This window comes from Pseudarthrobacter sp. NamE2 (assembly GCF_005796205.1).
Classification (GTDB): domain Bacteria; phylum Actinomycetota; class Actinomycetes; order Actinomycetales; family Micrococcaceae; genus Arthrobacter.
Genome location: NZ_VAHN01000022.1, coordinates 18880 through 44202, shown reverse-complemented (window position 1 = coordinate 44202; position 25323 = coordinate 18880). Strand labels below are relative to the sequence as shown.

Sequence of the window (25323 nt, the reverse complement as noted above, 5' to 3'; positions counted from 1 at the left end):
TGACGCTTCCTCCTTGGCCGCTTCTTTCTTGGAGGTGCCGGAGCTGGTGCCCGGGGCAGTGGTGGCGAAGCTGTCATCAACTCCGGTGGCCGGTGCCGCAAAGGGGTCGGTCGCAGCGGTGTTGGGGGTCTGGGGCCATTGGTTCTCTGTCATCGGGCTCTCTTTCATCAAGGGTTAGCTGGCAACAAGAACCAGCAGTGCTGGCGATTAGTAAGCAAGGTTACTAACTAGATACTAAGCACACTTTGCTTTTGATGCGCAAGGGGGAATGACGTTGGGCGATGATTTTCTGCGCTTTCGACCGGGAGGGATAGTAAGCCTACTTGCGAATATGATGCTAAGCATGCTTATTGTAGGAGCGTAGCGACGCAGGCGCCCCGCATCATGCCACCTACAGGAAGGCCCCGGCCGATGACCAGCAACCTCGATCCAGACGCCCGGAACAGCTACCGCCTGATCACCCTGGCGGCGCGGCTGGTCCAGAGGCGCCAGGACGATGCGCTGGCACACCTTGGATTGACGAGGGCTGCGGTCATTGCACTTGAAGGGCTGGCCGGCGGGCCGCTCAACCAGGAGCAGCTTGCTGAGGCGATCCGGGTGCAAAGCCAGACGCTGGGCCGGATCCTTACCCGGCTGGAAGCAGCAGGCCACATCACCCGCACCCGCCAGCAGTCAGACCGCCGGCAGCTGAAGGTGGAACTGACGGAGGCCGGGATGGCTGCGCTGGAAGCGGCACGGGATGCGGAAATCAACGCCTATCCTGACGATCCTTCCATCGGGTGGAAGGTCCTCCAGGACGAGCTGACCAAGTTCATCAGCGCCCTGCCCACGGGCAGGCATCCGGAGGTGGTTCCGTTCGTGGCGCCTGACCATCGCCCGGCGCGGCGGACGCATCACGGGCGGCACAGTAACCGCCGCGGAACAGGCGCACACGGCGAAGGGAACCAGAAGCCGCAACCCTAGGGCCATGCGGTTCAGGTTCCCTATCATGAGGCCGCCAAGTCTGGAGGAATTACTCCTGGCTCCTCCGGTCGTCGCCCAGCAGTCCGCGTTGGGCGAGGTCTGCTTCTTCTGATGATTCTTCCGGCAGGGGATCGGTGGCAGGAGGCACCTCACCGGGCGCATAGTCAGCCAGCCCGGCTGCCACCCGTTCCTGTTCGGCTGCTGCCTGGTATACGTCGTCGTCCACGTTGTCGGGCATCTTTGCGTGCCCGGATTGGTCCGGGTTCGGAAGGGCGTCCTCCCCGGGAATAATCACGCCGCCCGGGGCCTCGGGGGTTTCGTCTGCTGCAGTCATGATGGCACCTTCCAATCAGTTGGTTTGGCAGCTTGGCTGGATTACGACGACGGCACGTCCGGTCCCGTGGACCAGCGCAGAAGTGCCGCCACGTCAACGCCTTCCGGCAGGACCGGGCCGGGAACCAGCAGGACCCGGGCATCCGTCAGCGCCGCTGCCCGAAGGAGGGCAGCCGGTGCGGGAACCTTGCCCAGGACGTTGGCCGCCAGGGATTCCTCCTCGGCTGCTGCAACCCAGGGTTCGGCATCCAGGGCAAGCAAGGTCCTTTCGGACAGTGCGGCGTCGTTGAGGATCAGCACGTCCACCTGCGCCTGCTGCAGTGCGTGTACAACTGCGCCTATGCCGGTGGCGGATTCAGGGTTTGCCTGGCCTTCCTCCATTGCCAGCCGGTCCATGACCTCCTGCTGCTCGGTGGCCCAGAGCTCGGCGACTTTCTGGTTGACCTGGTCTTCGAGGAGCTGGTTGTCCGCGCCCGCCGTGTGGGTATGCGAATCCACCTGGGACACGAGGACCTGGCTTGCCTGCGAAAGTTGCTCGTGGACGAGCCCGCGGGCGCGGATGTCCCCGGCGAGAACGATCAGCCGGGCCCCGCTGCTGCTGGCCACCCTGTCGATCTCGCTGGCTATTTCGTCGGCGTTGCGCCGCCAGACATCCTCGGTGTGGTGCTGGAACCGGAGGTGGGCCCAGCCGCCGCCCTGGAACTTGTTAACATGCTCATGTTCGCCCTCGACTTCCCGGGTGCTGGTGGGGCCGCCGGCACCTGCGTGGTACAGCCGGATTTCCCCGTGCTCGCGGCTGACCTCGGCCACGACATACGGGAGTTCTTCCGGGCGGTGCTTGACCAGGGGCAGAAGGTCTGGAATGGGGTCCACGGAGACGCGTTCCGGCAGGACGAGGTCCCCGGGGAGGACCTCGTTGATCTCTGCTTTGCCCTGGTGTACCAGGACAAAGCGGGCCACGGGGGCCGGCACGCCTGTTGCCGGCTGGATGGCCTGCTCCATGGCGTCAAGATCGGATTCGGTTGCGCCCTGTCCCTCGAGCTGTGTCCGGACGTTGCCGGGACTGACATCTGCAGTTTCCAGGGAATCAACTGTCCCGGTGCCGGCATTGACGTAGGCGGTGCACCAGGGGCCGGATTGCCGGTAGAGGTCCGCGTACTGCTTGAGGCTGCCGGTCACTGTTCCCCCTCCTCATCGTCGTCCAGGGGGTCCGGTGAGGCGACCGGGTTGAGGGCCTCCCTCACTTCCGCAGCGTCCGTGTCATCCGGAAATGGCTCCGTCTCACGGAACTCTTCCGCGTGGGCCGGCTGGTTACCGCGCACCACCCCTTGGGTCTCGTGCTGCATCTGGTCATCCAGCTCGGAGTTGTGCTTGGTGTTTCCTCGTTCAGCCATGACGATCTCCTTCGCGCGTGATTAGTATCACAGGCTTACTAGTTCGTCATTTCACCGTAGCACCAGGAGGCGGGCGTTTATAGGGGTATTTTCCAGCCTATTGTTAAGCCGCGCAGGCGTCTTTCAGTGCCTGGACTGACTCAGCAGGCACCTGGTCTCCGGCCTCCGCAATCTCGCCCAACGGCGTCGTAATTTCTGCCGGAACGCCTGCCGTGCGGGCGGCGGTTACCAGCCCTGCCAGCACCTGCTTGTCCTCGGCGGTGACCAGCCCGTCCTGGACAACGGCGCAAATCTGCCGGTTCACTTCCTCCGCCGCTGCGGTGGCGACCTTGGACGCGGCGTCACTGGCTGCGTTGCTGGCAGCCTCCTCGACGGCGCCGCAGCCGGCGAGCAGCAGCATCAGGGGGACGGCGGACAGGGCGGTAAGGCGGTGTTTCATCCCTCCAGCCTAGCCTTTGTGCAGTGTAACTATTGTTCGGTGGTTATTGTGCCCGGGAGTCAGCGGGCGCGTGCCGCGGGCGCGCCGAGCACGGTGTCCAGGAGGGCGTTGCGGAGCTTGCCCCCGGGATCGTGCGCCCCCGCAAGTGCGCGGAAATCGGTGAACCGCGGGTACAACTGATCCCACTCGTAGCCGGCGGGGGTGAACAGCTTGCCCCAGTGCGGCCTGCTGCCGAAGGCGCGCAGCAGCTCCTCCAGCTGCGGCAGGAGCGCTTCCACTTCTGCCTGCAACGGCTTCCAGGTGAAGTGCAGGGCGACGCTCTGCTGCTGGTGGAACGGGCTGAGCCAGAACTCGTCCGCAGCGATGGTGCGGATTTCCGAAACGAACAGCACGGGTGCCAGCTTGTCCGCAAGGGTGCGGACTGCCTGGATGGCTTCGGGTGCGTGTTTCAGCGGCAGGATGAACTCGCTTTGCAGCTCCTCGCCTTTGCTGGGGGTGAACTCGTGGCGGAAGTGGGGAAGCCGGTCCAGCCAGGGGCCCGCTTCGTCCAGCTGTTGGGTGCAGTTTTCTGCGGACATGTCCGGCAGGGGATGCCTGGGCCGGATGGCAGCGGTGGCGCCGAAGAGGTCTGTCAGCTGCGGGTCGCCGTCGAGGGCTTTGAGCCAGGCCTGGCTGACGGTGTCTCCCGCGTAGTCCGTGAAGAGGCTGACGCTGTAGGCGCTGGAGACCAGGTCTTCGAAGTTTTCCAGGGCCCTGTCCCACGGGAGGTTCTCCAGCACGCGCTGGCGCATCTGGAAGCTGGGGCTGACCGCCAACTCCAGGGCGGTGACGATGCCCAGGGAGCCAAGGCCCACCACGCTGGCAAGGAACTCGTCGCCGTCCTCTTTTGTGAGCTTGGTCAGCTCGCCGGACGGCCGCACGAGTTCGATAGATTGGACCGCGCCTGCCAGGGACTGGTTGTTGACGCCTGAGCCGTGCGTTCCTGTCTGGATGGCACCTGCCACGGAGATGTGGGGGAGCGAGGCCAGGTTATGGATGGCCACGCCCTGGCGTTCCAGTTCACGGCAGAGGGCGCCGTAGCTGACGCCGCCGCTGACCCGGACTGTTCCCCCTGTTGCGTCCAGCTCGATGGACTGGGGGAGGGCATCCAGAAGGATGTGGGTGCCCTCGGTGTCGCCGATGCGGTTGAAGGAGTGGCGCGAGCCAAGGGCCTTGACGCGCCCGGCCTTGCCAACAGCGTCCGCCAGTTCGGCTACCGATTCGGGGCGGTGCACATCTGTAGAGGCGTATTCGAGGTTTCCTGCCCAGTTCTTCAAGTCTTCCACTTTCCCGGTTGGTGCCATGGCCTCCTCAACTGTCAGCGCTAACAAAGGTGGTGTCAAGGTGGCGTAGGTGGTCTTCGCTGAGGGCGGAGGATTGTTGCTGAGTGTCAGGTTGGGTTCTGGGATCTCCAGCAAGGCGTGTCAGAGAGCCGATTGGAATGGAGTCGGGCATCGGTAGTTTCTGAACTGTCTAGCAGTTGTGCTGCATGCCGGGGCAGTCCCGTACTGGGCGCAGCCCGATGCATCTGCCAGCATAACCAGCAATTGGGCAGCTTAGCTGACGGCGGCAAATCCGAGGTCGACTTAGATTGCATCAGCTGTTTCGAGGAGCTTTGGTACGCACACCGATTTCTCGCTCACCGTCGACGACGGCAAACCCCTCTGGCGGACTTTCGCCAGTTCTTCTTGTAGCCGTTCAGGGTCAGTGACGGTTGTTGGCGTGAGAGCTTTCAGCTCTACCCGTTGTAGGTAGTTTTCGAGAGCATGCTGCGGCAACCATGCGAGAGCATGGCCTTACCCAGGGATGCGGCGGATGCCGGCAGACGTGAGCCCGTGGCTAGGGAGATTGCCACGTTCCTGTCGGCTGTAATGCGCGCAAGATAGACGATCTCGTCCTCATCAAAAGTGCCATGGAGCAGGACTCCTCAAATTCCTTAGCAAGGCGTCGCAAGTGCGGTTGAGCCGTTTCCCAGTAGGGTAGGGCGGCCAGGTAACCGAATCCTAATCGCAGGACTTTAGGCGTGAGACTGAAATTCCTCCCGTCGGTCTCTGCGAAAACTAGGTGGACGAGACTAAGCAGGATGCGCCGAGCTGTGGGGCGAGTCAGGTCGGCCAGTTGTGCCGGCTTGCTCATCGTCAGGCTCGGGTTCGTCTAAGAAAGCATCTGCAAGAGTGCAGGCTTTCGCTACGGAGTCGATGTCAAGGCCCGCGGCGACCAGGTCGTAACGCTCTGATCCGTCGGGTTGCTATGCAAAGCTTGTTTCGTAGCGCCAAGTGGTCCTGCCGATCCGCTGTTGGCTTTTTCGTTGTCAGCGTCAAAGGGATCGGAGATGAGGCCGGCCCTCAGGAGATCGGTTATGGACGAGCCTGGGACTGAGGCGGGGACAGGGCTTGCGGGAAAGTCGTGGGGTGCTTCGCCGCCTGCGGGGGTGACAGTCCGCCCGCTGGTGAGTTCCGTATATGCCAATGGTTTTGCTTTCTGTGCCCGAAGGGTAGGGAGGTTTAGGGGTTGGTGTAGATGGTCTTGGTGGTGCTGTAAAACTCTTTGGCGTAGCTGCCTTGTTCCCGCGCGCCGTAACTGGAGGCCTTGGTGCCCCCGAAGGGGACGTGGTAGTCCACCCCTGCTGTCGGCGCATTGACCATCACCATCCCGGCTTGGGCGTGGCGTTTGAAGTGGGAGGCAAGTTTCAGCGAGGTGGAGCAAATGCCGCTGGAAAGCCCAAAAGCGGTGTCGTTAGCGACGCTGAGTGCTTCCTCGTAATCCGCTACCCGGATGACGGAGGCTACGGGGCCGAAGACTTCTTCCCGGTTGATGGTCATGTCTGGGGTTGTGCTCTTGACGAGCGCGGGGGAGAGGTAGAAGCCGGTTGTGGCCCTTTCAAGGATCTCACCGCCGATGACGTCGCCTCCCTCGGATGCGGCGAGTTCGATGTAGTGCCGGTCCTGGTCCAGCTGCGTCTGGTCCACGACGGGTCCGATGATGGTTTGGGGGTCCAGTGCGTTGCCAACGGTCAGTGTTCGCATCCGCTTCTCCAGGGCCCCAACAAATTCATCGTGGATGCCGTCCGTGACGATGAGGCGGGAAGAGGCGGTGCAGCGCTGGCCTGTCGAGAAGTAGGCGCCGTTGATGCAAACCTCCACCGCGAGCTCCAGGTCTGCATCATCGAGGATGACCATGGGGTTCTTTCCGCCCATTTCGGTTTGGACCCGGATGCCGTGTTCTGCCGCGGCCTTGGCGACGCTGTTGCCTACTCCTACTGACCCCGTGAAGCTGATGGCATTAACCAGCCCTGATTCAGTCATCGCAGCTCCTACCTGTGATCCGCTGCCGTAGACCAGGTTCAGTACACCGGCGGGCAGTCCTGCCCGGGTGAGGATATTGGCCAGCTCCCAGGCACAGCCCGGAGTGTTGCCTGCCGGTTTGAATACCACAGTGTTCCCCCAGGCCAGGGCGGGGGCGATTTTCCAGGCGGGTATGGCGATGGGAAAGTTCCAGGGGGTGATGACGCCAACAACACCGACAGGTTCCCGGACGATTTCGACTGTCATTCCCGGGCGCACCGAGGGAATGATTTCTCCGCTGAGGCGCAAACATTCCCCGGCGAAAAATTTGAACAGTTGCCCGGCGCGGGTCACCTCGCCGATGGCCTCTTTAATGGGTTTGCCCTCCTCGCGGGCCAGCAGTGTTCCCAGTTCCGCCACGCGGGCAAGGATCTCAGCGCCTGCCCGGTCAAGTACCTCAAATCGCTGCTGCGGCGTAGCTTGGGCCCACTGTTCGCGGGCGTCATCCGCCGCAGAGATTGCTGCCTTGATTTCCTCCGCTGTCGCTGAGGGTGTCATGCCGACAATGTCTGTCGTATCGGAGGGATTGATGTTTTGGGTGCCGGCCTCGCCTTCCCAGCGGCCGGCGATGAGATGACGGTATTGCGTGGTGTCCATTCCAGATCCTTTGGAAGTTTTTTGTCAGTGGACCGGCGCTCAGGTGACGGGGCAGCGGAGCTTTTCTCCGGCGAGATGACGCGCCGCTTCTTCTGCGGCGAGCCGCTGCAGGTTGGCCAGGGATTCATCGGAAAAAAAGGCTGCGTGGGGGGTGAGGAGGACGTTTTCCAGTTTTCGCAATCTGGAGCCTGGGGCCAGGGGTTCGGGGTCAAAGACGTCCAGTGCTGCTCCTCCGAGCCGTCCCTCGATGAGGGCGTCGGCCAGGGCCTCTTCATCAATGAGCCCGCCGCGTGAGGTGTTGACCACCAGTGCACCCGGACGCATTGTCGAGAGTGTGACCTCGTTGATCAGCTGATGGTTTTCGGGGGTGAGCGGAGCATGGAGTGAGACAACGTCTGATTCCTGCAGGAGTTTCTTGAGCGGGACCAGCTTGATGCCGGTACCTTCCAGTGTTGGGGCGCTTACGAAGGGGTCGTGGGCGATGATGGTGAAGCCGAAGGGCTTTAGCCTTGCCGCGGCTGCCCGCCCGATCCGGCCAGTGCCAATGAGTCCCACGGTCGTCTGTGAGAAGCCGGGCATTGAGCCCAGGTCATTGGGGCGGAGCCATCCGTCGCTGCGGATCCGGGAGTCCAGCTGTTTGACTTTGCGATGAAGGGCGAGGATGCAGGTGACGGCGTGGTCTGCGACGGTGTCGGCTCCGTAATCCGGTACATTGCTGACCGAGATCCCCAGTTCGCGGGCTGCTGCAATGTCGACGTTGTCGTAGCCGATGCCGTAGCGGATCACCAGCGCCCCAGGCGCCATCGCTTCCAGCACTGGGCGGGTGATTGGGGCGAAATTTACAAAGGCGACGGCGGCTCCGGCGAGGGCTTCCTTCGTTTCTGCTTCGCTGACGCACTGGTGGGCATTGAAGACAGAGCCGAAGCGGCGCGCAACAGCTTCTTCACGGGTTACGTTCCCGAACGCCTGGTCCGTAACGACGACTTTGGCGCTCATGCTGTGACCTCTTCACGGGCGGGCAGCAGGCCCCTGCTGGCGAGGTTGCGCATCAGCGATGAGATCCCGAAGACCCAGTCGGGGGCTGTTTCGGAGCTGGTTACTGTGTTGATGAGTGCACCGAGTTTGGGGCTTGAGATCGATACCCTGTCGCCTTCGTGGTGGGTGAACCCGGCTCCGGCTTCGCCGCGGTCCTGGGTGGGGGCAAACAGAGTGCCGGTCAGCAGCACGAACCCGTCCGGATACTGGTGGTGGGGGCCCCATGCGTGATGGATGAGGTCGAGCAGGTCGCGGCTGATGGCCGACATCGAGCTGGTGCCGTTCATCTCAAATTTGTCCGCCGTTCCTGTTACACGCAGTTCAATGTCCAGGCTCCTAGCAATTTGAAGGGTGAATGAGTCGTCAAAGATCCGGATAAAGGGACCGAGGGCGCAGGAGGCGTTATTGTCTTTGGCCTCGGTGAGCAGAAGGGCACTACGGCCTTCGAAGTCCCGGAGGTTGACGTCGTTGGCGAGCATGGCGCCCACAGGTTTTCCTGTGGAAGTGACAGCCAGCGCCAGCTCCGGTTCCGGGTTGTTCCAGGTAGACCGGGCCAGTACACCGATGGCAGCTCCTGTTCCCACAGCCGAAAGCACCGGTGCTTTGGTGAAGATTTCAGGATCAGGGCCGATTCCCACTTCGAGGTACTGGGACCACAGGCCTTCCCGGATCAGGATTTCCTTGACCGCGGCCGCTTCTGGGGTACCCGGGCGGACGTTGCCAATGGCGGTTCCGATGACCTCGTCCAGCTGCGTCCGTATTGCTTCCGCCCTGGCGGGCTCACCGGCAGAACGCTCTTCGATGACGCGCTCCAACATGCTTTGAACGAACGTCACTCCGGCCGCTTTGATCACCTGCAGGTCCACCGGTGCGAGCAGGTGAGCCCGGTCATAGTCCTGGTCGAGGGTGGCTCTGAGGACTTCATCCAGACGCCAGGTCCTGTCCGACTCAGCGTTCACCAGCAGCTCGGATAGGTCCGCACGCTCGAGAAGCATGGACACTGTCGGTTCAATATGTGTCACATCAATCAGCTCATCCCCGCGGGCAATGACGACAGCCGGCCCGCCAGCCACAGGGTCGAAAACCCTGCCGACCAGCAACGCATTCCGGTAGTCATCGGGCAGGACCTGGGCGCTGGGTACTTGCATGTTCATAAGCCTTTCATCGTTTGCCACTGCATCTGCGGCGACTTATAGGGGCGTCCTGACTTCAAAGCCAGGCGCCACAACTTAAATGCGGGATTTAGAATCAATGCCTGCGGGTCCGGGCGGTGGAAGGGTTTGAATTTCAGCAGGAGTTTGCAGGAATTAGCCGGTTTCTTCGCTTGCCGGAGGGGCAGCTTTCTCAAAGGACCGCTCCCCATGGACGGCAAGTTCAGCCAGAGCAGCTTCCCGGTCACCTGACTCCACCAGCTCCAGCAAATACCTGTGCCGGGCCACATGATTCTCAAGATCCTCGTAATACATCTCGCGCGCGATGAGGTTCCTCGCCATGCAGAGCAACAACTGGCGCTGGACCGATGCGTATGTCTGGTTGAGGCGCTGATGGTCAGCTATGCCGACCAGTGCGTAATGGAAGGCATACCCGGCCTGCACCAAGGCGCCCCGGTCCTCTTCCCGGGCAGACTGCTCCATATCCAGCAGCGCCGCCCGTGCCGGTCCGAGCAGCGCCGGGTCCTTAACCGGAATTCCCAGCTCGAACGCCATCCGCTCCAGCGTCGAACGCAGGGTCAGGATCTCGTACACGTCCTTGTCCGTAAGGGTCGAGACAAACGAGCCCCTGCGCTGCCGCGTCTCAATCAGGCCTTCGTTTTCAAGCGTCCGGAGCGCTTCGCGCAAAGGAGGCCGGCTAATGGCCAACTCCTCGGTGAGCCGTTCCTCCAGAAGCCGTTCGCCGGGCCCATACTCTCCGGCAAGGATCTTTTTGCGGATCGCATCAGCCGCCAATGTCACCAGACTCGGGGGATGAACCAGCGAGGTCAGCCTGCTTGCTGAGCTCCGCCCGTTACCGCGGGCTCCTGTCGGAGATGCCATGGCCTTCCTCACTGACTCGGTTCCACAGATTGTTTTTTGTCTCTTGCATTTTGTCTACAAGATGCGATAGACATTATCAGCAGCAGAAACTGTAAGCAACATCACACCGGGAGCAACATCGCACCGCGCCTTTTCCAACCGGCTCCGCTGGGTTTCACGGGGACCTGCCCGCACACTAACAAGGAGGTTAGCCACATGAAAGAGCGTCCTACCGGCCGACACATCGCGTTCATTGGCATCGGCAACCTGGGCGAGAGCATGGTCCTGAACCTGCTGGAGCGGGGATGGGATGTAACGGTCCTTGACAGGGCTGTCGATCGCGTTGGCGGCGTCACAGCAGCCGGGGCCACGGCGGCAAAGGAGCTGACAGACCTCAAGGACCACGACATCATCTGCCTCGCCGTTCCCGACGATGAGGCCGTCACAAAGATTTTGCTTGGTTCCTCGGGTCTGATGCATCAGCTGCAGCCTCATCAGAGCGTGATCGTGCACAGCACCATCCTTCCCGCGACGGCCCGCTCGCTGGGGGAGCAGTTCAATGCAGCGGGCCTGAACTTCCTCGACGCACCTGTTAGCGGGGGAGCTGCACGAGCACGCAGCGGAGAACTGACCCTCATGGTCGGTGCGACAGCCGAAGCACTTGCCGCGGTGAAAGAACTGCTCAACGATGTCGCGGCAGACGTTATCCACGTCGGGCCCCCAGGGGCCGGAGCCGCGACCAAACTCGCAAACCAGCTCATGATGTTTTCCGCACTGGCCGGAGCACACGAGGCCCTGGCCCTTGCAACTGCGTACGGGGTTGACGAACCACACGTGCTGGAGGCGCTTTCGACCAGCACAGGTGACACCTGGGTGGGGCGGAACTGGGGGTTTTTCGACGGCGTCGCCGCAGAATACAACCGCCTTGGCACCCCGCTGCGTGACCGCCCATGGAGCAAAGACCTCAATGAAGTTGTGACAGCGGCCCGGTCAGCCGAGATCGACGTGCCGTTTGCCGCGCTTCTGGCCCAGACCCTTCCCCGGCTGGTTGAACAACACGCCAGCCTGTCCAAATCCATGCAAGAGACGAAAGGCGACACCAATGAGTGATGCCCCGGCAGCCAAGGAGCTCACCGAAACAGTTCGTCCCGAGTCACTCGGGACCATCACCGACGATGGTCCCCGTTCGGCCCGGCAAACGCGCAGGCCCAAATCGCGCATCATGAAAAGCAAAACCAGGGAAGCAATCGCCGCCTACGTCTTTCTGATCCCCTGGATCCTCGGCATGATCCTGCTGACGCTCGGGCCGATGCTCTACTCCCTGTACCTGTCCTTCACGCAGTATGACCTCCTCAGCGATCCCCGCTGGGTCGGCCTGCAGAACTACACCCGCATGTTCACAGCCGATCCCCGCTACCTGAAGTCCGTGGCAGTGACGCTGGTCTACGTGGCGATCTCCGTACCCCTGCTGCTGATCGTCTCCATGCTGCTGGCGCTCCTGCTGAACCGGAATATGAAATTCCTCACCGGCTACCGGGCACTGTTCTACCTCCCCTCGCTGATGGGGGCGAGCGTAGCCATCGCGGCACTGTGGAGGCTCGTCTTCGGCGCCCAAGGGCTCGTCAATCAGGCTCTTGCAATTTTCGGTATCGAACACGGCAGCTGGGTCGGTAACCCCGACGACGCCCTCACCACCATCATCACCTTGACCCTATGGGTTTTCGGATCCACCATGATCATTTTCCTAGCCGGCCTCCGCCAGATCCCCAAGGAACTGCACGAAGCAGCGACCATGGACGGCGCCGGCGCCATCCGCAGGTTCATCAGCGTCACCATCCCGCTCATGACACCTCTGATCTTCTTCAACACGCTCATGGGCACCATCCATGCCTTCCAGTCCTTCACCGGAGCGTATGTGGTCAGCGGCGGCACGGGCGGCCCCGCGGACTCCACCCTCTTCTACACCCTGTACCTCTACCAGCGAGGGTTCGCCCAGCTGGATATGGGATACGCCTCAGCCATGGCCTGGGTGCTGCTTGCCGTCCTCGCCGCCTTTTCCGCCTTCTTTTTCTGGACCGCCCGCTTCTGGGTCCACTACGGAGATGAACGATGACTACCACCACACCGACCCGGCCGGCTGCCCGGACAATTTATCCGACGAAGAAGGTTACAAATCCCGTTCTTACGGCGGTTATCCGGCACGCGCTGATCATCTGCTTTCTGGTCATCATGCTGTACCCCGTCATCTGGATGGTGGCCGCTTCCTTTAAGCCAGAAAACGAAATCTTTAACGGCCTTGGACTCTTTGCCTCGCGATTCACCCTGGAAAACTACGCCAGCGGATGGAGCGCCGGGAGCCTCAACTTCTCCCGCTACTTCATGAACTCCTTCCTGGTGACGGTCCTGTCAATCGCGGGAAACCTCGTGGCATGCTCCATCACCGCGTACGCCTTCGCCCGGCTGGAGTTTCCGTTCAAGAAGTTCCTTTTCGCCCTGCTCCTTGGAACGATGCTGTTGCCCTCCCAGGTGACCATGGTTCCCCAATACATCCTGTTCAACCAGCTGGAGTGGATCAACACTTATCTGCCCCTCGTGGTGCCCCACTGGTTTGGAGTGGATGCCTTCTTCATCTTCCTCATGGTCCAGTTCATCAGGACCCTGCCCCGGGAGCTTGACGAATCCGCCCGGATCGACGGCTGCGGCCACTTCCGGATTTTCAGCAGGATCATCCTGCCGCTTGCTATGCCGGCAATCGGAACGACCGCGATGTTTACCTTCATCAATACCTGGAACGACTTCCTGGGCCCCCTGCTGTACCTCAACCGCACTGAACTGTGGACCGTCCCCCTCGGACTCAGCGCATTCCTGGATGCAACCTCGGAAAGCGCCTTCGGTCCCCTGTTCGCCATGTCTGTGCTTTCCCTCGCTCCCATCGTGGGTTTCTTCATCGTTTCCCAGCGGCTCCTGCTTGAGGGCGTCGCAACCACCGGACTCAAATAAACCGAAAGGCAATAAATACTGTGAAACTACAACGCGCAACTTTCCTTGCAGGGGCCACGGCAGCAGCGCTCCTTCTCTCCGCCTGCGGCGGAGGTACGGGCGCCAACTCGGGCCCGGCTGCCGACGTGCCGGGCGCCGACGGCAAGGGTGAAGTCAAGGGCGACATCGCCGCTGCCTGGTGGGGCGGCACGTCACGCATCGAGCTCACCAACAAAGTCATTGACATGTTCATTGCAGAAAATCCGGGGGTCACCGTTGACCGGCAGTCCGCCGACTTTGCGAAATACTTCGACAAGCTCAACGTCCAGGCCGCAAGCAAGGACCTTCCCTGCGTCGTGCAGCTCCAGGGACGTCAAATCAATGACTACACGAAGCGCAACGTCCTGCTTCCACTGGACCCCATGGTTGAGTCCGGAGCAATCGATATCGCTGACATCCCCAAGGCCGTCGTCGACGCGGGACGCGGAACGGATGGCAAACTCTACTTTCTGCCCTATGGGGCTGCCTATGATGCGGTAGGCGTCAACACAACCCTGGCTGAGCAGGCAGGGGTTGGAACGCTGTCCGAGGGATACGACTGGCCTGAGTTCATCTCCTACCTGAGCAAGGCGCAGGAAAAGATGCCCGACGGTGTTAACGCTTCCAACAACGGCGGTGGGCGGCCCAACTATTTCATTGGCTGGACCCAGGCTAACGGCAAGAAACTTTTCAATGATGAGGGCAAGCTCGGTTTCGAAAAGAGCGACCTGACCGAGTATTGGAAGATGTGGGAGGACCTGCGCCAGAAGGGTGTGACAGTTACACCCCAGCAAAGCTCAGAAGAGCCCACCGCCCCGGACCAGAGCTACCTTGCGCACGGTCAGGTTATGTCCGACACGCTCCCGGGCAACGCCTTCACACCCGCGAGCAAGACCCTCTCCGGCGCAGCTCCCGGCCAGGCTCTGACCACACTGCCATACCCCAGCGGACCTAGCGGATCCGGGAACGCCTTGTACCCGTCAGGCTTCGCCGTCTCGGCCAACTGCCAGAACATCCCCACCGCGGCCGCCTTCATCAACTACTTCACCAATGATCTCGAAGCAGGAAAAACGTTCGCCTCGGACAACGGTGCGGCCACGAACACCAAGGTCCTCGACGCCCAGATTGCAGACCCGTCCATGTCCGCTACAAAGAAGCATGAACTGGAAACCTACAAGAAGATCGTTTCCGAAGACCCGCCCACGATCGTCTTTCCCGCCGGCTACCAGTCCGTATTCGAGAACTCCTTTAAGCGTGCATATGAAGAAGTCGCATTCGGGCGCATGAGTGTTGACCAGGCTGCTGACAAATTCTTCGATGAAGCCAACGCCAAGCTCGGCCAGTAAATTTCCCGACCACAGGATGGCATCGTCATGACACAACAAACAAGCAGTCCTCCGACCAGGCCTGTCACTGCGCTCGGCGGTATCCGGGTCCTGGACCTGACCCAGGTGATGTCCGGGCCCTACTGCACGATGATGCTCGGAGACCTGGGGGCGGACGTCATCAAGATTGAGCAGCCCGGCTCCGGGGACCAGACGCGGAAATCATGGGGCTACGCGGTTAAGGGGGAGGACAGCCGTGCGTTCCTCTCCCTCAACCGGAACAAACGCAGCGTCTGCCTAGATCTTAAGCAAGAAGGCGATCTGCAGGACTTCTATGCCCTGGTAGCGGCCGCCGACGTCGTGGTGGAAAACTTTCGTCCCGGCGTTGCCAAGCGGCTCCGCATCGATTACGACACGCTCAGCAGCATTAACCCCCGAGTCATTTACGCAAGTATTTCCGGCTTCGGGCAAACCGGCCCTTATGCGAATTACCCCGGATATGACCTCATTGCCCAAGCAATGTCGGGCGTCATGAGCATCACGGGCGAGCCTGGTGGTGCACCCGTGAAGTGCGGGCTTCCCGTTGCGGATCTCGGGGCCGGCCTGTTCTGCACCATAGGCATTTTGGGTGCGGTTATCGCCAGGGGAGAGGACGGGCCGGGGCAGTACCTCGAGACGTCACTCTTTGAAACCGCTGTTGCCCTCTCGGTCTGGGAATCCACCGAATATTGGGCCACCAGGGAAGTGCCCGTTGCCCTCGGTTCAGCCAACAGGATGTCCGCCCCCTACCAGGCCATCGCCACCCGTGACGGCTATGTCACGATCGGGGCGAACAATGAAAAACTGTGGCAGAACCTTTGCAAAGCGATGGGAGCAGAACATTTCCTCGAGGACCAGCGGTTCATCGACAATAACCGCAGGATGGCGCACCGCGCAGAACTGATCGCTGCGCTCGAACCCGTCTTCGCGGAGAAGACTACGGATGAGTGGGTCGAGATCCTCCTCGCTGAAGGGGTTCCCGCCGGCCCCATCAGGAACTACTCCCAGGTCCTCGACCAGGATCCCCACGTCAAGGCACGGGGGATGGTCAGTTTCTTTGACCATCCCGTGGAAGGTCGCCTTCCCGTCCTGGCCTCACCCCTCAGGCTCCACGGTACTCCGCCGACAATCCGGAAGGCACCACCGTTGCTGGGGGAGGACACCGAGGACGTCCTCGCCGGGATCCGCGCTCATGCCCGCTCCTCGACGGGATCAGGTGCATGAGCACGATCACGAGAGATGAAGGCTCGGTGACCATCACGACGGCAGACAACATCGTCGTGGTGGGATTGCGTAACCCCGGACGGCTGAACGCCTTCACCTGGAACATGTACGACCACCTGGCAGCGCTTCCGGAATACCTCATCACACAGGACGATGTCCGGGCTGTGGTCATCCGCGGCGAAGGCGGAACAGCTTTTGCCGCGGGAACTGACATCAACCAATTCACCGCTTTCGCGACCGGCGAGCACGGTGTGGCGTACGAACACCGCGTGGGAGCCGTTTTCGAAGCTCTCACAAACATCAAAGTACCGACCATAGCTCTGGTGGAAGGACCAGCTGTAGGAGCCGGGCTCGCCGTAGCGGCGGCGTGCGACATCGTCCTGGCCACGCCCGAGTCCGTCTTCGGAGCCCCGATAGCCCGCACCTTGGGAAACTGCATGCCCGCCCCGGTCATAGCCCGGCTCCAAAAACGGCTCGGAATCAACAGGACCATGGCCATACTGCTGACAGCAACCATGCTTTCCGCCGAGGACGCACAAACTGCAGGATTTGTGCACCAGGTTTATCCCGCCGATGCAATTGATGGTGAACTCCGAAGGCTACTGAAACGGATTTCAACCTCGGCCCCGCTGACCCTCGCTTCCATCAAGGAAATCAGTCGGCGGATTGAACGAGCGACACCCGATGTCCCATCCGATGACCTTCTCCACCTCTGCTACGGCAGTGCAGATTTTCAAGAAGGAGTACGCGCCTTCCTCGAACACCGACACCCCGTTTGGAAAGGACAATAAAGTGAGCCGCACAATAGATGCCCATCACCACTTCTGGCGCACCGCCGCCCAGGAACAACCCTGGCGTAGCGACGACCACGCCGCACTCGAAGCAGACTTCGGCCCCGAAGACCTCCAAAAAGAGCTGTCCGCGGCAAACATCGATGCAACCATCCTCATGCAGTCCGTGGATGAACCCGCCGAGAATGACCGGCTCGCCGAATACGCCAAAGCCGACCTCGTGGCCGGCGTCGTAGCATGGCTACCCCTCGCCGAACCCGCCGCAGCCCTCGCGGAACTGGATCGGATAAATCCGCTCAAGGTCTGCGGTGTGCGTACCCTCATAGCCCAGGACCCTTTGGACTGGCTTACCAGCGAAGAATCGATATCCCTTTTCCGTGAAATCGCACGCCGTGGACTCGCATGGGACGTGGTCCCGGTATCGTCCCAACAGATCCGTTCCGTCCTCAAGCTCGCCGCCGCCGTGCCCGAGCTTCGGATCGTTGTTGACCACCTCGGACGTCCTCCTCTGGACACCCGGGAATGGCAACCCTGGGCCGATCACCTCAAAGAACTCTCGCAGTGCCCCGGTGTTGCCGTGAAAGTCTCGGTCGGCATTGACGTCCTCACCCGGTGGAGCTCCTGGCAGCGCGAGGACTTGGTCCCCTACGTCACATGGGTATCCGAGCACTTCGGCGCTTCCCGGCTCATGATGGCCAGCAACTGGCCTGTCATCTTGCTTAAGGCCGACTATCAACGAGCCTGGCAGGACCTGTCAGCCGTTGTCCGGGACGTCTTCCCCGACCCTGCCGACCAGGCCCTACTCAAGGGTGGCACCGCTGAGAGATGGTACTCACTCCCGGTTCCCGCCACCGCCCGCTAACCCCCAAGATGTCCGTCAAAAAATAAGCACGACAACGCAAACAGAACAAGGAGCACTTCCGTCATGACCACCACCGCCCATACCCCCTTCTCCTACGCCCAGGCCGACCCCGAAAATCTCGCAAGCCTCTACCAGCACCTGCGGGTCTGCGACGTGGTCGACGCCCTCGACGGCATTGGCTACTTCAACATCGGCCTGATGGACCCGGAAGTCCGCCCCCTCTGGCTGGGCATGAACTTTTGGGGCGAAGCAGCGACCATCCGCTGCGTCCCCTCCAATAAGCCCATGTGGAAGCTGGAGACCACCGAAGACATCGTCGCCGCCCACGGCCGCTGGTTCGCCGAAACTTCACACGCCCGCCTTCCCCAGGACCTCAAGCCTGGCCACGTGGTGGTCATGGACGCAGGCGGTGGACCCGAAGTAGGGTTCTGGGGCTCCGAGAACGCCATGGCAACCGTGCTTGGCGGCGCCGTTGGCATCATCACAGATGGCTACTGCCGCGACACCGCTGAAGTGGCAGCCCAGCGCAGCCCGGTCGTCGCCCGTCACCGCGGCCGCACGATCATCCCCGGACGAATCCAGGCCATCGAAACGCAGACCACCATCGCCTGTGGTGGCGTCCAGGTCAACCCCGGCGACATCGTCGGCGCGGATGACGACGGCGTGGTAGTCGTCCCCGCGCACGTCGCGCAGGAAGTCGCGGTCCACGCGCGCGCAATCCTTCTCGCCGACATGGCCGCCCGCAAAAAGCACTACGCCAACCTGGGCTACCGACCTGACAGCAGCGTCGACATCGAAGCCATCGAGGCATACTTCGCCAACGTCTAGTGGCAGACGTCCGCTGAACACTCATCAGCGGACTCGTAAGGGGGTGCCCCGGTCAACAGGCCGGGGCACCCCCTTTACCCAAGACTTCAGGCACCTAGGGCACATCGTTCAGACAGCAATTCAGGAGACTCATGTCGTACTCTCTTCAGCTTTACACCCTTCGCAATGCCATCTCCGAGGATCTCACGGGCACCATTAAGAAGGTGGCGGAGATCGGCTTTAACCAGGTGGAGCCGTACAACTTTGTGGCCACGGCCAGAGAGCTCGGCGCCGCCTTGAAGGAGAATGGCCTCACCGCCCCGTCCGGTCACGCGCCGCTGATGAGCCAGGACCAGGACGAGATCTTCGCGGCAGCGAAGGAGTTGGGCATCGGAACTGTCATTGATCCGTTTCTTCCCGCCGAGCACTGGGAGAACGACGAAGACATCCAGGCCACGGCCGCAAAGCTCAATGCAGCGGCAAAGAAGGGGGCGGAGTACGGCATCCGGGTGGGCTACCACAACCACGCCTGGGAACTGGAGTCGATGATCGAGGGCCGGACGGCGTTGGAGTACTTCGAGTCCCTGCTGAATCCGGATCTGGTTCTGGAGGTGGACACCTACTGGGCAGCCGTCGGCGGCCAGGACCCCGTGGAGCTTCTGGGCCGGCTGGGTGACCGGGTGAGGTTCATCCACATCAAGGACGGCCCCCTGAACAAGGACAACAAAGCCCAGCAGCCGGCTGGCCAGGGCAAGGTCCCGGTCCTGGACGTTATCGCAGCCGCAAAATCGCTCGAGGTAGGGGTAGTGGAGTTCGACGACTACGAAGGCAACATCTTCGAGGGCATCGCTCAGAGCCTGGCCTTCCTGACCAACAGCAGCACCGCGGCCGAAGGAGCCATCGTATGAGCATCTCCGCAGCCAAGGAGGGCCGCAGCGGCCCGGTGGGCGTCGGCGTCATCGGCGCCGGCAACATCAGCAAGCAGTACCTGGACAACCTCACCGTGTTCCCCGACCTGAAGGTCCATGTCATCGCGGACCTCTTCGAAGAAGCCGCCAAGGCCCGGGCCCAGGAATACGGCATCGCCGAGTGGGGCGGGGTGGACAAAGCGCTGAGCCACCCCGACGTCGAGATCATCGTCAACCTCACTATCCCGGCGGCCCATGTGGAAGTAGCCACCGCCGCGGTCAACGCCGGTATGCACGTCTGGACCGAGAAGCCCTTCTCCCTGGATCGCGAATCCGGGTCCGGGCTCCTGAAGACTGCTGACGCCGCGGGACTTCGCCTCGGCTGCGCGCCGGACACGTTCCTGGGCGCCGGCCTGCAGACAGCGCTAAGGATGATCCGGCGCGGAGAGATTGGAACGCCGCTTACGGCCATGACCACCTTCCAGACCCCCGGCCCCGAGTCCTGGCACCCGAACCCCGCTTTCCTCTTCCAGTACGGCGCAGGCCCTCTGTTCGACATGGGCCCCTACTACCTCACCACCCTCATCCAGGCGTTCGGTTCCATCCGCAAGGTGGCCGCCGCGGGGTCCAAGGCCAAAGATGTCCGGATTATCGGCTCCGGCCCCAAGGCCGGCGAAGAGTTCACCGTGGAGGTTCCCACCCACGTCTCCGCGATGGCCCAATTCGAATCCGGCGCGTCCTCCCACAGCGTTTTCTCCTTCGAGTCCCCCCGCGTACGGATGGGCTTCGTGGAGATCACCGGCACCGAGGCCACCATGTCCCTGCCGGACCCCAACTACTTCACCGGCGACATCAAACTCTGGCGCATAGGCGACGAAGACTGGACCACCATCCCGGCCACCGGGCCTGCCAACGGCCGCGGCATGGGCGTCCTGGACATGGCCCGGTCCATCCGGGCAGGTGTCCCGCATCGCGCCACAGGCGAGCTCGCCTACCACGTGCTCGACACGATGGTTTCCATATCGGAGTCCATCGACTCAGGCACGTTCGTCGATGTCGAAAGCTCGGCCCCCGATTCGCCCGCCCTCCCGGAGGACTGGGCACCGGAAACCGCAACTATCTAGTCCAGCAAGCAGGGAGCAAGCAGGAGTGCTCATGACCGCACCCGCACACCAACACCCGTCCAGGCCTTCGAGCAGAAGGTCGTCGTGGGCCGGGACGCCGGTGCTGCAAACGAGAACTCAGACGGATCGTCGATAACGGATATTCCGTCAGGTAGTGCGAGTGCTAGGATTACCGGCGGATTCATCGGGTGCTGCTCTGTTTGTTCAGCGGCTGTTCGTCGCACAGCTTGGTCAACGTGACCGACTCCGGCATTGTCTACCTGCAAATTTGGCAACTCTCCGATGTGGAGCTATGGGTTTCTCTCGCCGACGATCACCTTGTGCCGTGATTTGTAGCCCGTGAGCCCCGTCCTTCCAAGATGGCCGCGACGGGCGGAGATAAACGGACTGCGACGTCGTACTTACAAAGGGCTATTCGGTGACCTCGAAGGTGAGCGTCTCGGTGAATTCCCGTCCGTGAACGTCGGTGGCGGTGACGGTGGCGGTGTGCTCGCCGATGGCCAAGCCGGCCGGCAGCTTCAGGCGCCACAGATGGGAGGTGCGGTCGTGGAGGCCTCCGCCGTGCACCAGCTGCTCAAGGCTCGCGACTGGATCGGTGTACTCGGCGCCGATCCGCGGGATGTCGTCGGCGGTCATCGACTGCGTCCGTGTGGCCTCTACAACCTGGCCGCCATCAATGGATACCTTCACGGTCGAGCCGGTGGCACCCATCCAGAAGTTGGTGGTCAGCCAGGTCTCACCAAGTTCGCACTGGGCCACGGCGTTCAGGTTCAGTGGGGCCGGAGCCGATCCGCGCCGGTCCTTGTACGTGTCGTACCAGGTCCGGTAGGTGGGGGAGTTGATTCCCAAGGCCATCTGGTCGGAACCGTCGTCACCGGTGGCGGTGAAACGCTCGCGGAATTCCGTGTTCTTGATATCCAGGGTGAGCAAGCCGGGAGGGGTGCCGTCACGCTGCACCGAGCTGGGGTAACCCTCCTCGAGGATGCGTCCCTCGTACCACTGGCCGGATACTGCCGGGACAGTCAGGTGGGTGAATGGCAGGCCGTCCTGGCCGAGTTTATCGGTCCAGCCGGCCATCAGGTCGCCCTCGCGCAGATTCTCCGACATGTGCGTGTGCCCGGCTAGGGAGATCACCTTACGGCCTTCAAGAATCTCGTAGATCTCTTTTAGCGGCTCCGTGGAGTGGGTGTCGCTGTAGAAGAACTCGAGCAGGGGGCTGTGGGCGCCCAGGACGATGACCCGGTCCTCGGGCACAGAGGCAATGTCGGCGCGGAGCCACTCCAGCTGGCGGTCGCTTATGCCGGAGTCGTATTTGTTGCCCGACGGGCCGGGATACACGATGTTGCTCAGTGCGACGACGTGGGCCTTGCCGGAGTCGTAGGAGTAGTACTCCGGGCCGAACTGGGCGCGGAAGGTGTCGAACTCGTGCTCGCCGTCAAGGGCGTCAAAGTCGAGATCGTGATTGCCGGGCAGGAAGCGGGCCGGTCCGTTGAGCAATGAAGTCAGATTGCGGGTCTGCGAGTAGAGGGACAAATCATTGTCCACGATGTCGCCCAGGAACAGGGCGCCGCAGCCTGCGTAGTCGGTGCGGCCGGCGAGGTCAGCGAAGACACCGTTACGGGCAAATCTGACTTCTTCCTGGTCGTACGTCTGAACGTCAGCGCCGAGCACGCAGTGCTGTTCCTGAGACTGGGTAAGACCGCTCTTGGCCAGCGGGAAGTTCACCTTGTTCAGGCAGTGCTCCGGTCGGAGCGATGCCGCCATACTTCATAGCAGGCGAGCCAGCCGGCAGGTGGTTATAGAAAAACTGTGCGACGTTGTCCTCGTCCACCGGCACCTGGTAGCCGCGCGGCTGGGTAACGAAGACGGTCATATTGTCAAAGGCCGGCAGTTCGTAGCGGCCTTGCCCGTCGGCGGAAACGACGTCGCGCCCGTTGGAAACCGTCACCCCGGGCAGCCCCGGCTCACCGGAATCCTGAGTCGAGTTCCTGTTCCTGTCATGGAACACGGTGCCATCGAGAATCTGCTGGTCGGCCTCGGCAGCCCTGACGACCTCAACGCCGCCTCGGTAGGCGGAGGCAGCCCAGCGTGATTCTGCCGGTGCGCTGTCGGCACCTTCGACGGTGACGCGCCGGACTTCGGTCTTGACCGTGTTTGTTCCGTCCGAGACGGTGAAGTAGTACTCGTACCAGAGCTTGTCTGCCGGGTCGAACACGTGAAGGATGTGCTCGTAGCGATCGTCCTGTCCGGCCTTTAAATAGTGGGTCTGGAATTCCCGCTCAAGGTCACTGCGCAGGTGAAGGGTGACTGTGCGGACCTGCTGGTCGTCAGTGGCGGTCGCTTCAAAGGAAAAGTCTGCCGCAGGGTTGACGCTCTGTGCTGTCGCGTCCGTCACCGACGGTGCCACCGAGTCGGCGGGAGGCACCATGAGCCCTGCCGGAACCTGGTTCGGGGTGACGCTGCCGGGCGAAGCTGCAGCTAATCCGGTCAGCATCTGCCGGGAGAGGTCCTCAGGGTTGACCGCGAATTGGATGCCCTGATTGGCGGAGGTGTTGTCGGCACCGTCAAGGTTGTAGTAGGCGCGGTTCAGGCCAAAGCCGGTGTTCGTGGCGATCTCCAGCCCGCGCGGTGACCCGTTGGCCATGCCCCCGGTGAAAACCTCGACAAGGTTCTCACCCATGACCAGGGAGGAACCGAACCTGGCGTTGAAATCAGCGTCGGTCAATGAATCGTTCTGGCCGTTCTTGATCCAGAAGACCAGGGTCCCACCTGGTGCAATGGAGACGTCACGGGGCACCGACGGCCAGTCCACCACATTGGAGTTGGTCAGATCCGCGCGGGGGTAGAGGTAGCGAAGGGTGTAATCGCTGAAATCGACAGGCTCGGAAGAAGCGTTGTACACCTCGATGAACTCGAATCCGTCCGCAGTAGCCACGTTGGACGTATCCGGCGTGAATTCGGTGATCTGCAGGGGCGCAGTGACCAGCGCCGGGTCGGGTTGCACGGCCGGGGCTGGAGCGGCGGTGGCAGCAGGGCTGAACATGGCGCAGGTGGCCAGCAAAGCCAGAGCGCCTGAAGTTATACCCAGCGGCCGCGACCGCCGGGTTGGTTGCAAGGAAGGAGACCGATACACCGAATTGAACCTCTTGTGGGAGTGATTGGATTGCCGCCCGTTCGGCGAGACCACTGTCGACATTTTCCGAATCAAATGAATGAAATCCGAAGGATAAGCAAAGTGAGCGCTAACAGGGCCTGGCGCAGCAGCGTCTTATCCGCGTCGAGCACCTCTCAGGACGCCGGTTAGGGGATATTCCGTCACGCTGATCATGGACGCCGATAATAAGTGCGTAGGCGGAGTGTTTTGAGTATGGGTGGCTGGTACCAACAGGCGTGGACCAGGGCCAATCGTCTCGGTGCGATACTTTCGGTAGTCGGGGACCATCGGGCACTGATTCCCGCGCAGGCCTAACTGTGAGTCCTTCCGTCAAGCTATCACCCGGGCAACACATCTACATCTCGATGTAGCCCCAGGTATAGACGCGGCATCATCGACGAAGAGGCGCTCCTACGAAGCCTGGAAAAGTCTCACCTTGGCGGCGCAGCCCTGGACGTGACCGAAACCGAGCCGCTCCCTAGCGTCGACGGCGTAGCGCCCGCCGATGGTGATTGTCGGTATTCCGTAGCTGATCATTTCCCCGGCTCCGGGCAGCACGGCATGGATTCTGGTTCGTATTTCCCTGAGGACGGGCTGAACCGTTGAGGGTTGGGAAGCGATGTAGTCATCAACGGATTTGTGTTGCCCGGCCATGTCGTTTCCTCCGTCATTCCTTCGGGTGGAGGGGGCTAAGGCGTTTTCCAGCTAGCAGATGCTCTTGGCTGTTTGCTGTATGGCGTCTGCCATCTCCGGGACGAGCAAAGGCGGGTCAGTGACGTTCAGCTCCTGGGGCGGTAGCACCGTAGCTACCGTTACCTGTTGTTGACCGTCCTCGGAGGAAACGGATTGGACACTGTATGGACCTCCCCCGCCGGACACGATGATATGGCGGGCACCGGGACAGATGTCGTTGCTTGGACGGATGCCTCCCAAAGGGTGCGGTGTGGCCTCCACCATGCTTTTCCACGTGTCTTCGTGAAGCAGCCGCCCCGTCGTGAGTGCCGCAACGAATTTGCTGAGGTCTTCAACCGATGAGATGACTCCGGAGTCGGCTGATCCGGCAACCGCGTCTACGCGCGTGAAATCGCGCCTGGCCCCGCCGTCCAGTACGTACCCATGCAGCATGGGTTCTGGCGGCTGCCCCACTGCCGCTAGGTGGGTGCTGCTCATTCCTGCCGGCTCAAACACATCTTCGGCGAGAATTTCTGCAAGGCTGCGATTGTGCTTGCGTTCCAGCAGCCAGCCCAGAACTTCCCAGTCCGTTGCCGACCATGCGAAGTAGGAAACCGGACCAGGAGGCAGGTCCACCTCCGCTGCGATTCGAAGCCGCTCCTCGAACGTCATTCCGTTTGTCTGGAGTTCGTCCAGGGTTCTGGATTCAATCAGGGGTGGAAAGTAGTCGGGCAAGCCGGACGTACTGCCCAGCAGGTCCCGTACTGTCACCCGGTCCCACGCCGGGAATATGCCTGTGAACTCGGGCAGGTGAGCGGAGATGGGGTCGTCCAGGCGGACCGCGCCCGCTTCCACCAGCTTCATCACGGACACGGCCACCATTGGTGTACCCGCCCCAATGATCCACGTCTTGTCCGAGGGCACGGCCTTCCTGTTGGATTCCAGGTCATTTACCCCGACAGCCTTAAGCTCTTCCTGGTCTCGGTTCCGGACATGGAAGACCACTGCAGGTGCCCCGTGGGCCTGGGCATCCTGTGCGAAAGCTTCCAACTCCGGGGCTAGCTTCACAGCAGGCGTGGTGGCCGTTTCATCAGGGGTGCCGAACGTGCAGCCGGAAAGTACAAGCGTTACGGCCACCACGGCGGCGTTCGTCCTCACTTCGAAACCCGGCCGTAAGGATTGCCCGGACGGTCGCCCGCGGACAGGTGGACGATATTCACATTGCGAAGCAGGGCTCGGATCA

Annotated in this window: 25 protein-coding genes; 12 read left to right on the top strand and 13 right to left on the bottom strand. The window is 61.8% G+C overall.

The window, feature by feature from the left end; all coding sequences use genetic code 11:
* Positions 1 to 411 precede the first annotated feature (411 nt).
* Positions 412 to 963, top strand: a complete 552-nt coding sequence (locus FDW83_RS18210) for a MarR family winged helix-turn-helix transcriptional regulator (RefSeq protein WP_240721047.1) — start codon at positions 412 to 414, stop codon at positions 961 to 963.
* A 49-nt stretch (positions 964 to 1012) separates the two neighbouring features.
* On the opposite strand, the gene FDW83_RS18205 is transcribed toward FDW83_RS18210, so the two are convergent.
* The 10 genes from FDW83_RS18205 to FDW83_RS18160 form a co-directional block, all read right to left on the bottom strand.
* Positions 1013 to 1297, bottom strand: coding sequence for a hypothetical protein (locus FDW83_RS18205; RefSeq protein ID WP_138139484.1), 285 nt, complete (start codon positions 1295 to 1297; stop codon positions 1013 to 1015).
* A gap of 41 nt (positions 1298 to 1338) precedes the next feature.
* Positions 1339 to 2475 carry a Vms1/Ankzf1 family peptidyl-tRNA hydrolase gene (locus FDW83_RS18200; RefSeq protein WP_138139483.1) on the bottom strand — a complete coding sequence of 379 codons (1137 nt, stop codon included), beginning with the start codon at positions 2473 to 2475 and terminating at the stop codon, positions 1339 to 1341.
* On the bottom strand, positions 2472 to 2690 hold the full coding sequence (locus FDW83_RS18195; protein ID WP_138139482.1) for a hypothetical protein: 219 nt from the start codon (positions 2688 to 2690) through the stop codon (positions 2472 to 2474). The genes FDW83_RS18200 and FDW83_RS18195 overlap by 4 nt, the downstream gene beginning before the upstream one ends.
* Before the next feature lie 103 nt (positions 2691 to 2793).
* A complete protein-coding gene (locus FDW83_RS18190; RefSeq protein WP_138139481.1) occupies positions 2794 to 3129 on the bottom strand; it encodes a hypothetical protein in 336 nt (111 codons plus the stop codon).
* 59 nt (positions 3130 to 3188) lie between these two features.
* A complete protein-coding gene (locus FDW83_RS18185; RefSeq protein WP_138139489.1) occupies positions 3189 to 4445 on the bottom strand; it encodes an FAD-binding protein in 1257 nt (418 codons plus the stop codon).
* A 309-nt stretch (positions 4446 to 4754) separates the two neighbouring features.
* Positions 4755 to 4946 carry an IclR family transcriptional regulator C-terminal domain-containing protein gene (locus tag FDW83_RS19785; protein WP_138139480.1) on the bottom strand — a complete coding sequence of 64 codons (192 nt, stop codon included), beginning with the start codon at positions 4944 to 4946 and terminating at the stop codon, positions 4755 to 4757.
* A 726-nt stretch (positions 4947 to 5672) separates the two neighbouring features.
* Positions 5673 to 7109 carry an aldehyde dehydrogenase family protein gene (locus tag FDW83_RS18175; protein WP_138139479.1) on the bottom strand — a complete coding sequence of 479 codons (1437 nt, stop codon included), beginning with the start codon at positions 7107 to 7109 and terminating at the stop codon, positions 5673 to 5675.
* 39 nt (positions 7110 to 7148) lie between these two features.
* Positions 7149 to 8105, bottom strand: coding sequence for a C-terminal binding protein (locus FDW83_RS18170; protein ID WP_138139478.1), 957 nt, complete (start codon positions 8103 to 8105; stop codon positions 7149 to 7151).
* Positions 8102 to 9292: a fumarylacetoacetate hydrolase family protein gene (locus FDW83_RS18165; protein ID WP_205754700.1), complete on the bottom strand. Its 1191-nt coding sequence runs from the start codon at positions 9290 to 9292 to the stop codon at positions 8102 to 8104. The genes FDW83_RS18170 and FDW83_RS18165 overlap by 4 nt, the downstream gene beginning before the upstream one ends.
* A 159-nt stretch (positions 9293 to 9451) precedes the next feature.
* Positions 9452 to 10177 carry a GntR family transcriptional regulator gene (locus FDW83_RS18160; RefSeq protein WP_138139476.1) on the bottom strand — a complete coding sequence of 242 codons (726 nt, stop codon included), beginning with the start codon at positions 10175 to 10177 and terminating at the stop codon, positions 9452 to 9454.
* Positions 10178 to 10372: 195 nt separating this feature from the next.
* Between FDW83_RS18160 and FDW83_RS18155 the strand changes: the two genes are divergently transcribed.
* The 10 genes from FDW83_RS18155 to FDW83_RS18110 all read left to right on the top strand — a co-directional run bounded on the left by FDW83_RS18155 (position 10373) and on the right by FDW83_RS18110 (position 20254).
* Complete coding sequence (locus FDW83_RS18155) at positions 10373 to 11266, top strand: NAD(P)-dependent oxidoreductase (protein ID WP_138139475.1); 894 nt, start codon at positions 10373 to 10375, stop codon at positions 11264 to 11266.
* Positions 11259 to 12269, top strand: a complete 1011-nt coding sequence (locus FDW83_RS18150) for a carbohydrate ABC transporter permease (RefSeq protein WP_205754699.1) — start codon at positions 11259 to 11261, stop codon at positions 12267 to 12269. The genes FDW83_RS18155 and FDW83_RS18150 overlap by 8 nt, the downstream gene beginning before the upstream one ends.
* A complete protein-coding gene (locus tag FDW83_RS18145) occupies positions 12266 to 13156 on the top strand; it encodes a carbohydrate ABC transporter permease (RefSeq protein ID WP_138139474.1) in 891 nt (296 codons plus the stop codon). Before FDW83_RS18150 ends, FDW83_RS18145 begins: the two co-directional genes overlap by 4 nt.
* Before the next feature lie 20 nt (positions 13157 to 13176).
* Positions 13177 to 14520 carry an ABC transporter substrate-binding protein gene (locus FDW83_RS18140; protein ID WP_138139473.1) on the top strand — a complete coding sequence of 448 codons (1344 nt, stop codon included), beginning with the start codon at positions 13177 to 13179 and terminating at the stop codon, positions 14518 to 14520.
* A 27-nt stretch (positions 14521 to 14547) separates the two neighbouring features.
* Positions 14548 to 15762, top strand: a complete 1215-nt coding sequence (locus FDW83_RS18135) for a CaiB/BaiF CoA-transferase family protein (protein WP_138139472.1) — start codon at positions 14548 to 14550, stop codon at positions 15760 to 15762.
* Positions 15759 to 16553 carry an enoyl-CoA hydratase gene (locus tag FDW83_RS18130; RefSeq protein ID WP_138139471.1) on the top strand — a complete coding sequence of 265 codons (795 nt, stop codon included), beginning with the start codon at positions 15759 to 15761 and terminating at the stop codon, positions 16551 to 16553. The genes FDW83_RS18135 and FDW83_RS18130 overlap by 4 nt, the downstream gene beginning before the upstream one ends.
* 1 nt (position 16554) lies before the next feature.
* The gene (locus FDW83_RS18125) at positions 16555 to 17415 is read left to right on the top strand and encodes an amidohydrolase (protein WP_171027615.1); all 861 of its coding nucleotides are present in this window, start codon (positions 16555 to 16557) and stop codon (positions 17413 to 17415) included.
* A 63-nt stretch (positions 17416 to 17478) separates the two neighbouring features.
* Positions 17479 to 18243 carry an RraA family protein gene (locus tag FDW83_RS18120; protein WP_138139468.1) on the top strand — a complete coding sequence of 255 codons (765 nt, stop codon included), beginning with the start codon at positions 17479 to 17481 and terminating at the stop codon, positions 18241 to 18243.
* A gap of 131 nt (positions 18244 to 18374) precedes the next feature.
* Positions 18375 to 19130, top strand: a complete 756-nt coding sequence (locus FDW83_RS18115) for a sugar phosphate isomerase/epimerase (RefSeq protein ID WP_138139467.1) — start codon at positions 18375 to 18377, stop codon at positions 19128 to 19130.
* On the top strand, positions 19127 to 20254 hold the full coding sequence (locus tag FDW83_RS18110) for a Gfo/Idh/MocA family protein (RefSeq protein ID WP_138139465.1): 1128 nt from the start codon (positions 19127 to 19129) through the stop codon (positions 20252 to 20254). The genes FDW83_RS18115 and FDW83_RS18110 overlap by 4 nt, the downstream gene beginning before the upstream one ends.
* Positions 20255 to 20665: 411 nt before the next feature.
* Here the strand turns inward: FDW83_RS18110 and FDW83_RS19625 are convergent, their stop codons facing one another.
* Positions 20666 to 21925, bottom strand: coding sequence for a calcineurin-like phosphoesterase C-terminal domain-containing protein (locus FDW83_RS19625; protein ID WP_240721046.1), 1260 nt, complete (start codon positions 21923 to 21925; stop codon positions 20666 to 20668).
* Positions 21912 to 23297 (bottom strand): metallophosphoesterase N-terminal domain-containing protein, encoded by a 1386-nt coding sequence (locus FDW83_RS19620; RefSeq protein WP_240721045.1) that lies wholly within the window; start codon positions 23295 to 23297, stop codon positions 21912 to 21914. Before FDW83_RS19620 ends, FDW83_RS19625 begins: the two co-directional genes overlap by 14 nt.
* 501 nt (positions 23298 to 23798) lie before the next feature.
* Between FDW83_RS19620 and FDW83_RS18095 the strand changes: the two genes are divergently transcribed.
* Entirely contained in the window at positions 23799 to 24014 is a 216-nt protein-coding gene (locus tag FDW83_RS18095; RefSeq protein ID WP_138139487.1) for an NAD(P)-dependent oxidoreductase, read from the top strand.
* A gap of 99 nt (positions 24015 to 24113) precedes the next feature.
* Here the strand turns inward: FDW83_RS18095 and FDW83_RS18090 are convergent, their stop codons facing one another.
* Entirely contained in the window at positions 24114 to 25238 is a 1125-nt protein-coding gene (locus tag FDW83_RS18090) for a serine hydrolase (RefSeq protein WP_138139464.1), read from the bottom strand.
* Positions 25239 to 25323: the final 85 nt, after the last annotated feature.

What these genes read in the sequence shown, in the direction of transcription:
- FDW83_RS18210 (WP_240721047.1), top strand. Translation starts at nt 412, where the DNA reads ATGACCAGCAACCTCGATCCAGACGCCCGGAACAGCTACCGCCTGATC.
- FDW83_RS18205 (WP_138139484.1), bottom strand. Translation starts at nt 1,297, where the DNA reads ATGACTGCAGCAGACGAAACCCCCGAGGCCCCGGGCGGCGTGATTATT.
- FDW83_RS18195 (WP_138139482.1), bottom strand. Translation starts at nt 2,690, where the DNA reads ATGGCTGAACGAGGAAACACCAAGCACAACTCCGAGCTGGATGACCAG.
- FDW83_RS18190 (WP_138139481.1), bottom strand. Translation starts at nt 3,129, where the DNA reads ATGAAACACCGCCTTACCGCCCTGTCCGCCGTCCCCCTGATGCTGCTG.
- FDW83_RS18175 (WP_138139479.1), bottom strand. Translation starts at nt 7,109, where the DNA reads ATGGACACCACGCAATACCGTCATCTCATCGCCGGCCGCTGGGAAGGC.
- FDW83_RS18170 (WP_138139478.1), bottom strand. Translation starts at nt 8,105, where the DNA reads ATGAGCGCCAAAGTCGTCGTTACGGACCAGGCGTTCGGGAACGTAACC.
- FDW83_RS18165 (WP_205754700.1), bottom strand. Translation starts at nt 9,292, where the DNA reads ATGCAAGTACCCAGCGCCCAGGTCCTGCCCGATGACTACCGGAATGCG.
- FDW83_RS18160 (WP_138139476.1), bottom strand. Translation starts at nt 10,177, where the DNA reads ATGGCATCTCCGACAGGAGCCCGCGGTAACGGGCGGAGCTCAGCAAGC.
- FDW83_RS18155 (WP_138139475.1), top strand. Translation starts at nt 10,373, where the DNA reads ATGAAAGAGCGTCCTACCGGCCGACACATCGCGTTCATTGGCATCGGC.
- FDW83_RS18150 (WP_205754699.1), top strand. Translation starts at nt 11,259, where the DNA reads ATGAGTGATGCCCCGGCAGCCAAGGAGCTCACCGAAACAGTTCGTCCC.
- FDW83_RS18145 (WP_138139474.1), top strand. Translation starts at nt 12,266, where the DNA reads ATGACTACCACCACACCGACCCGGCCGGCTGCCCGGACAATTTATCCG.
- FDW83_RS18135 (WP_138139472.1), top strand. Translation starts at nt 14,548, where the DNA reads ATGACACAACAAACAAGCAGTCCTCCGACCAGGCCTGTCACTGCGCTC.
- FDW83_RS18130 (WP_138139471.1), top strand. Translation starts at nt 15,759, where the DNA reads ATGAGCACGATCACGAGAGATGAAGGCTCGGTGACCATCACGACGGCA.
- FDW83_RS18120 (WP_138139468.1), top strand. Translation starts at nt 17,479, where the DNA reads ATGACCACCACCGCCCATACCCCCTTCTCCTACGCCCAGGCCGACCCC.
- FDW83_RS18115 (WP_138139467.1), top strand. Translation starts at nt 18,375, where the DNA reads ATGTCGTACTCTCTTCAGCTTTACACCCTTCGCAATGCCATCTCCGAG.
- FDW83_RS18110 (WP_138139465.1), top strand. Translation starts at nt 19,127, where the DNA reads ATGAGCATCTCCGCAGCCAAGGAGGGCCGCAGCGGCCCGGTGGGCGTC.
- FDW83_RS19620 (WP_240721045.1), bottom strand. Translation starts at nt 23,297, where the DNA reads ATGTTCAGCCCTGCTGCCACCGCCGCTCCAGCCCCGGCCGTGCAACCC.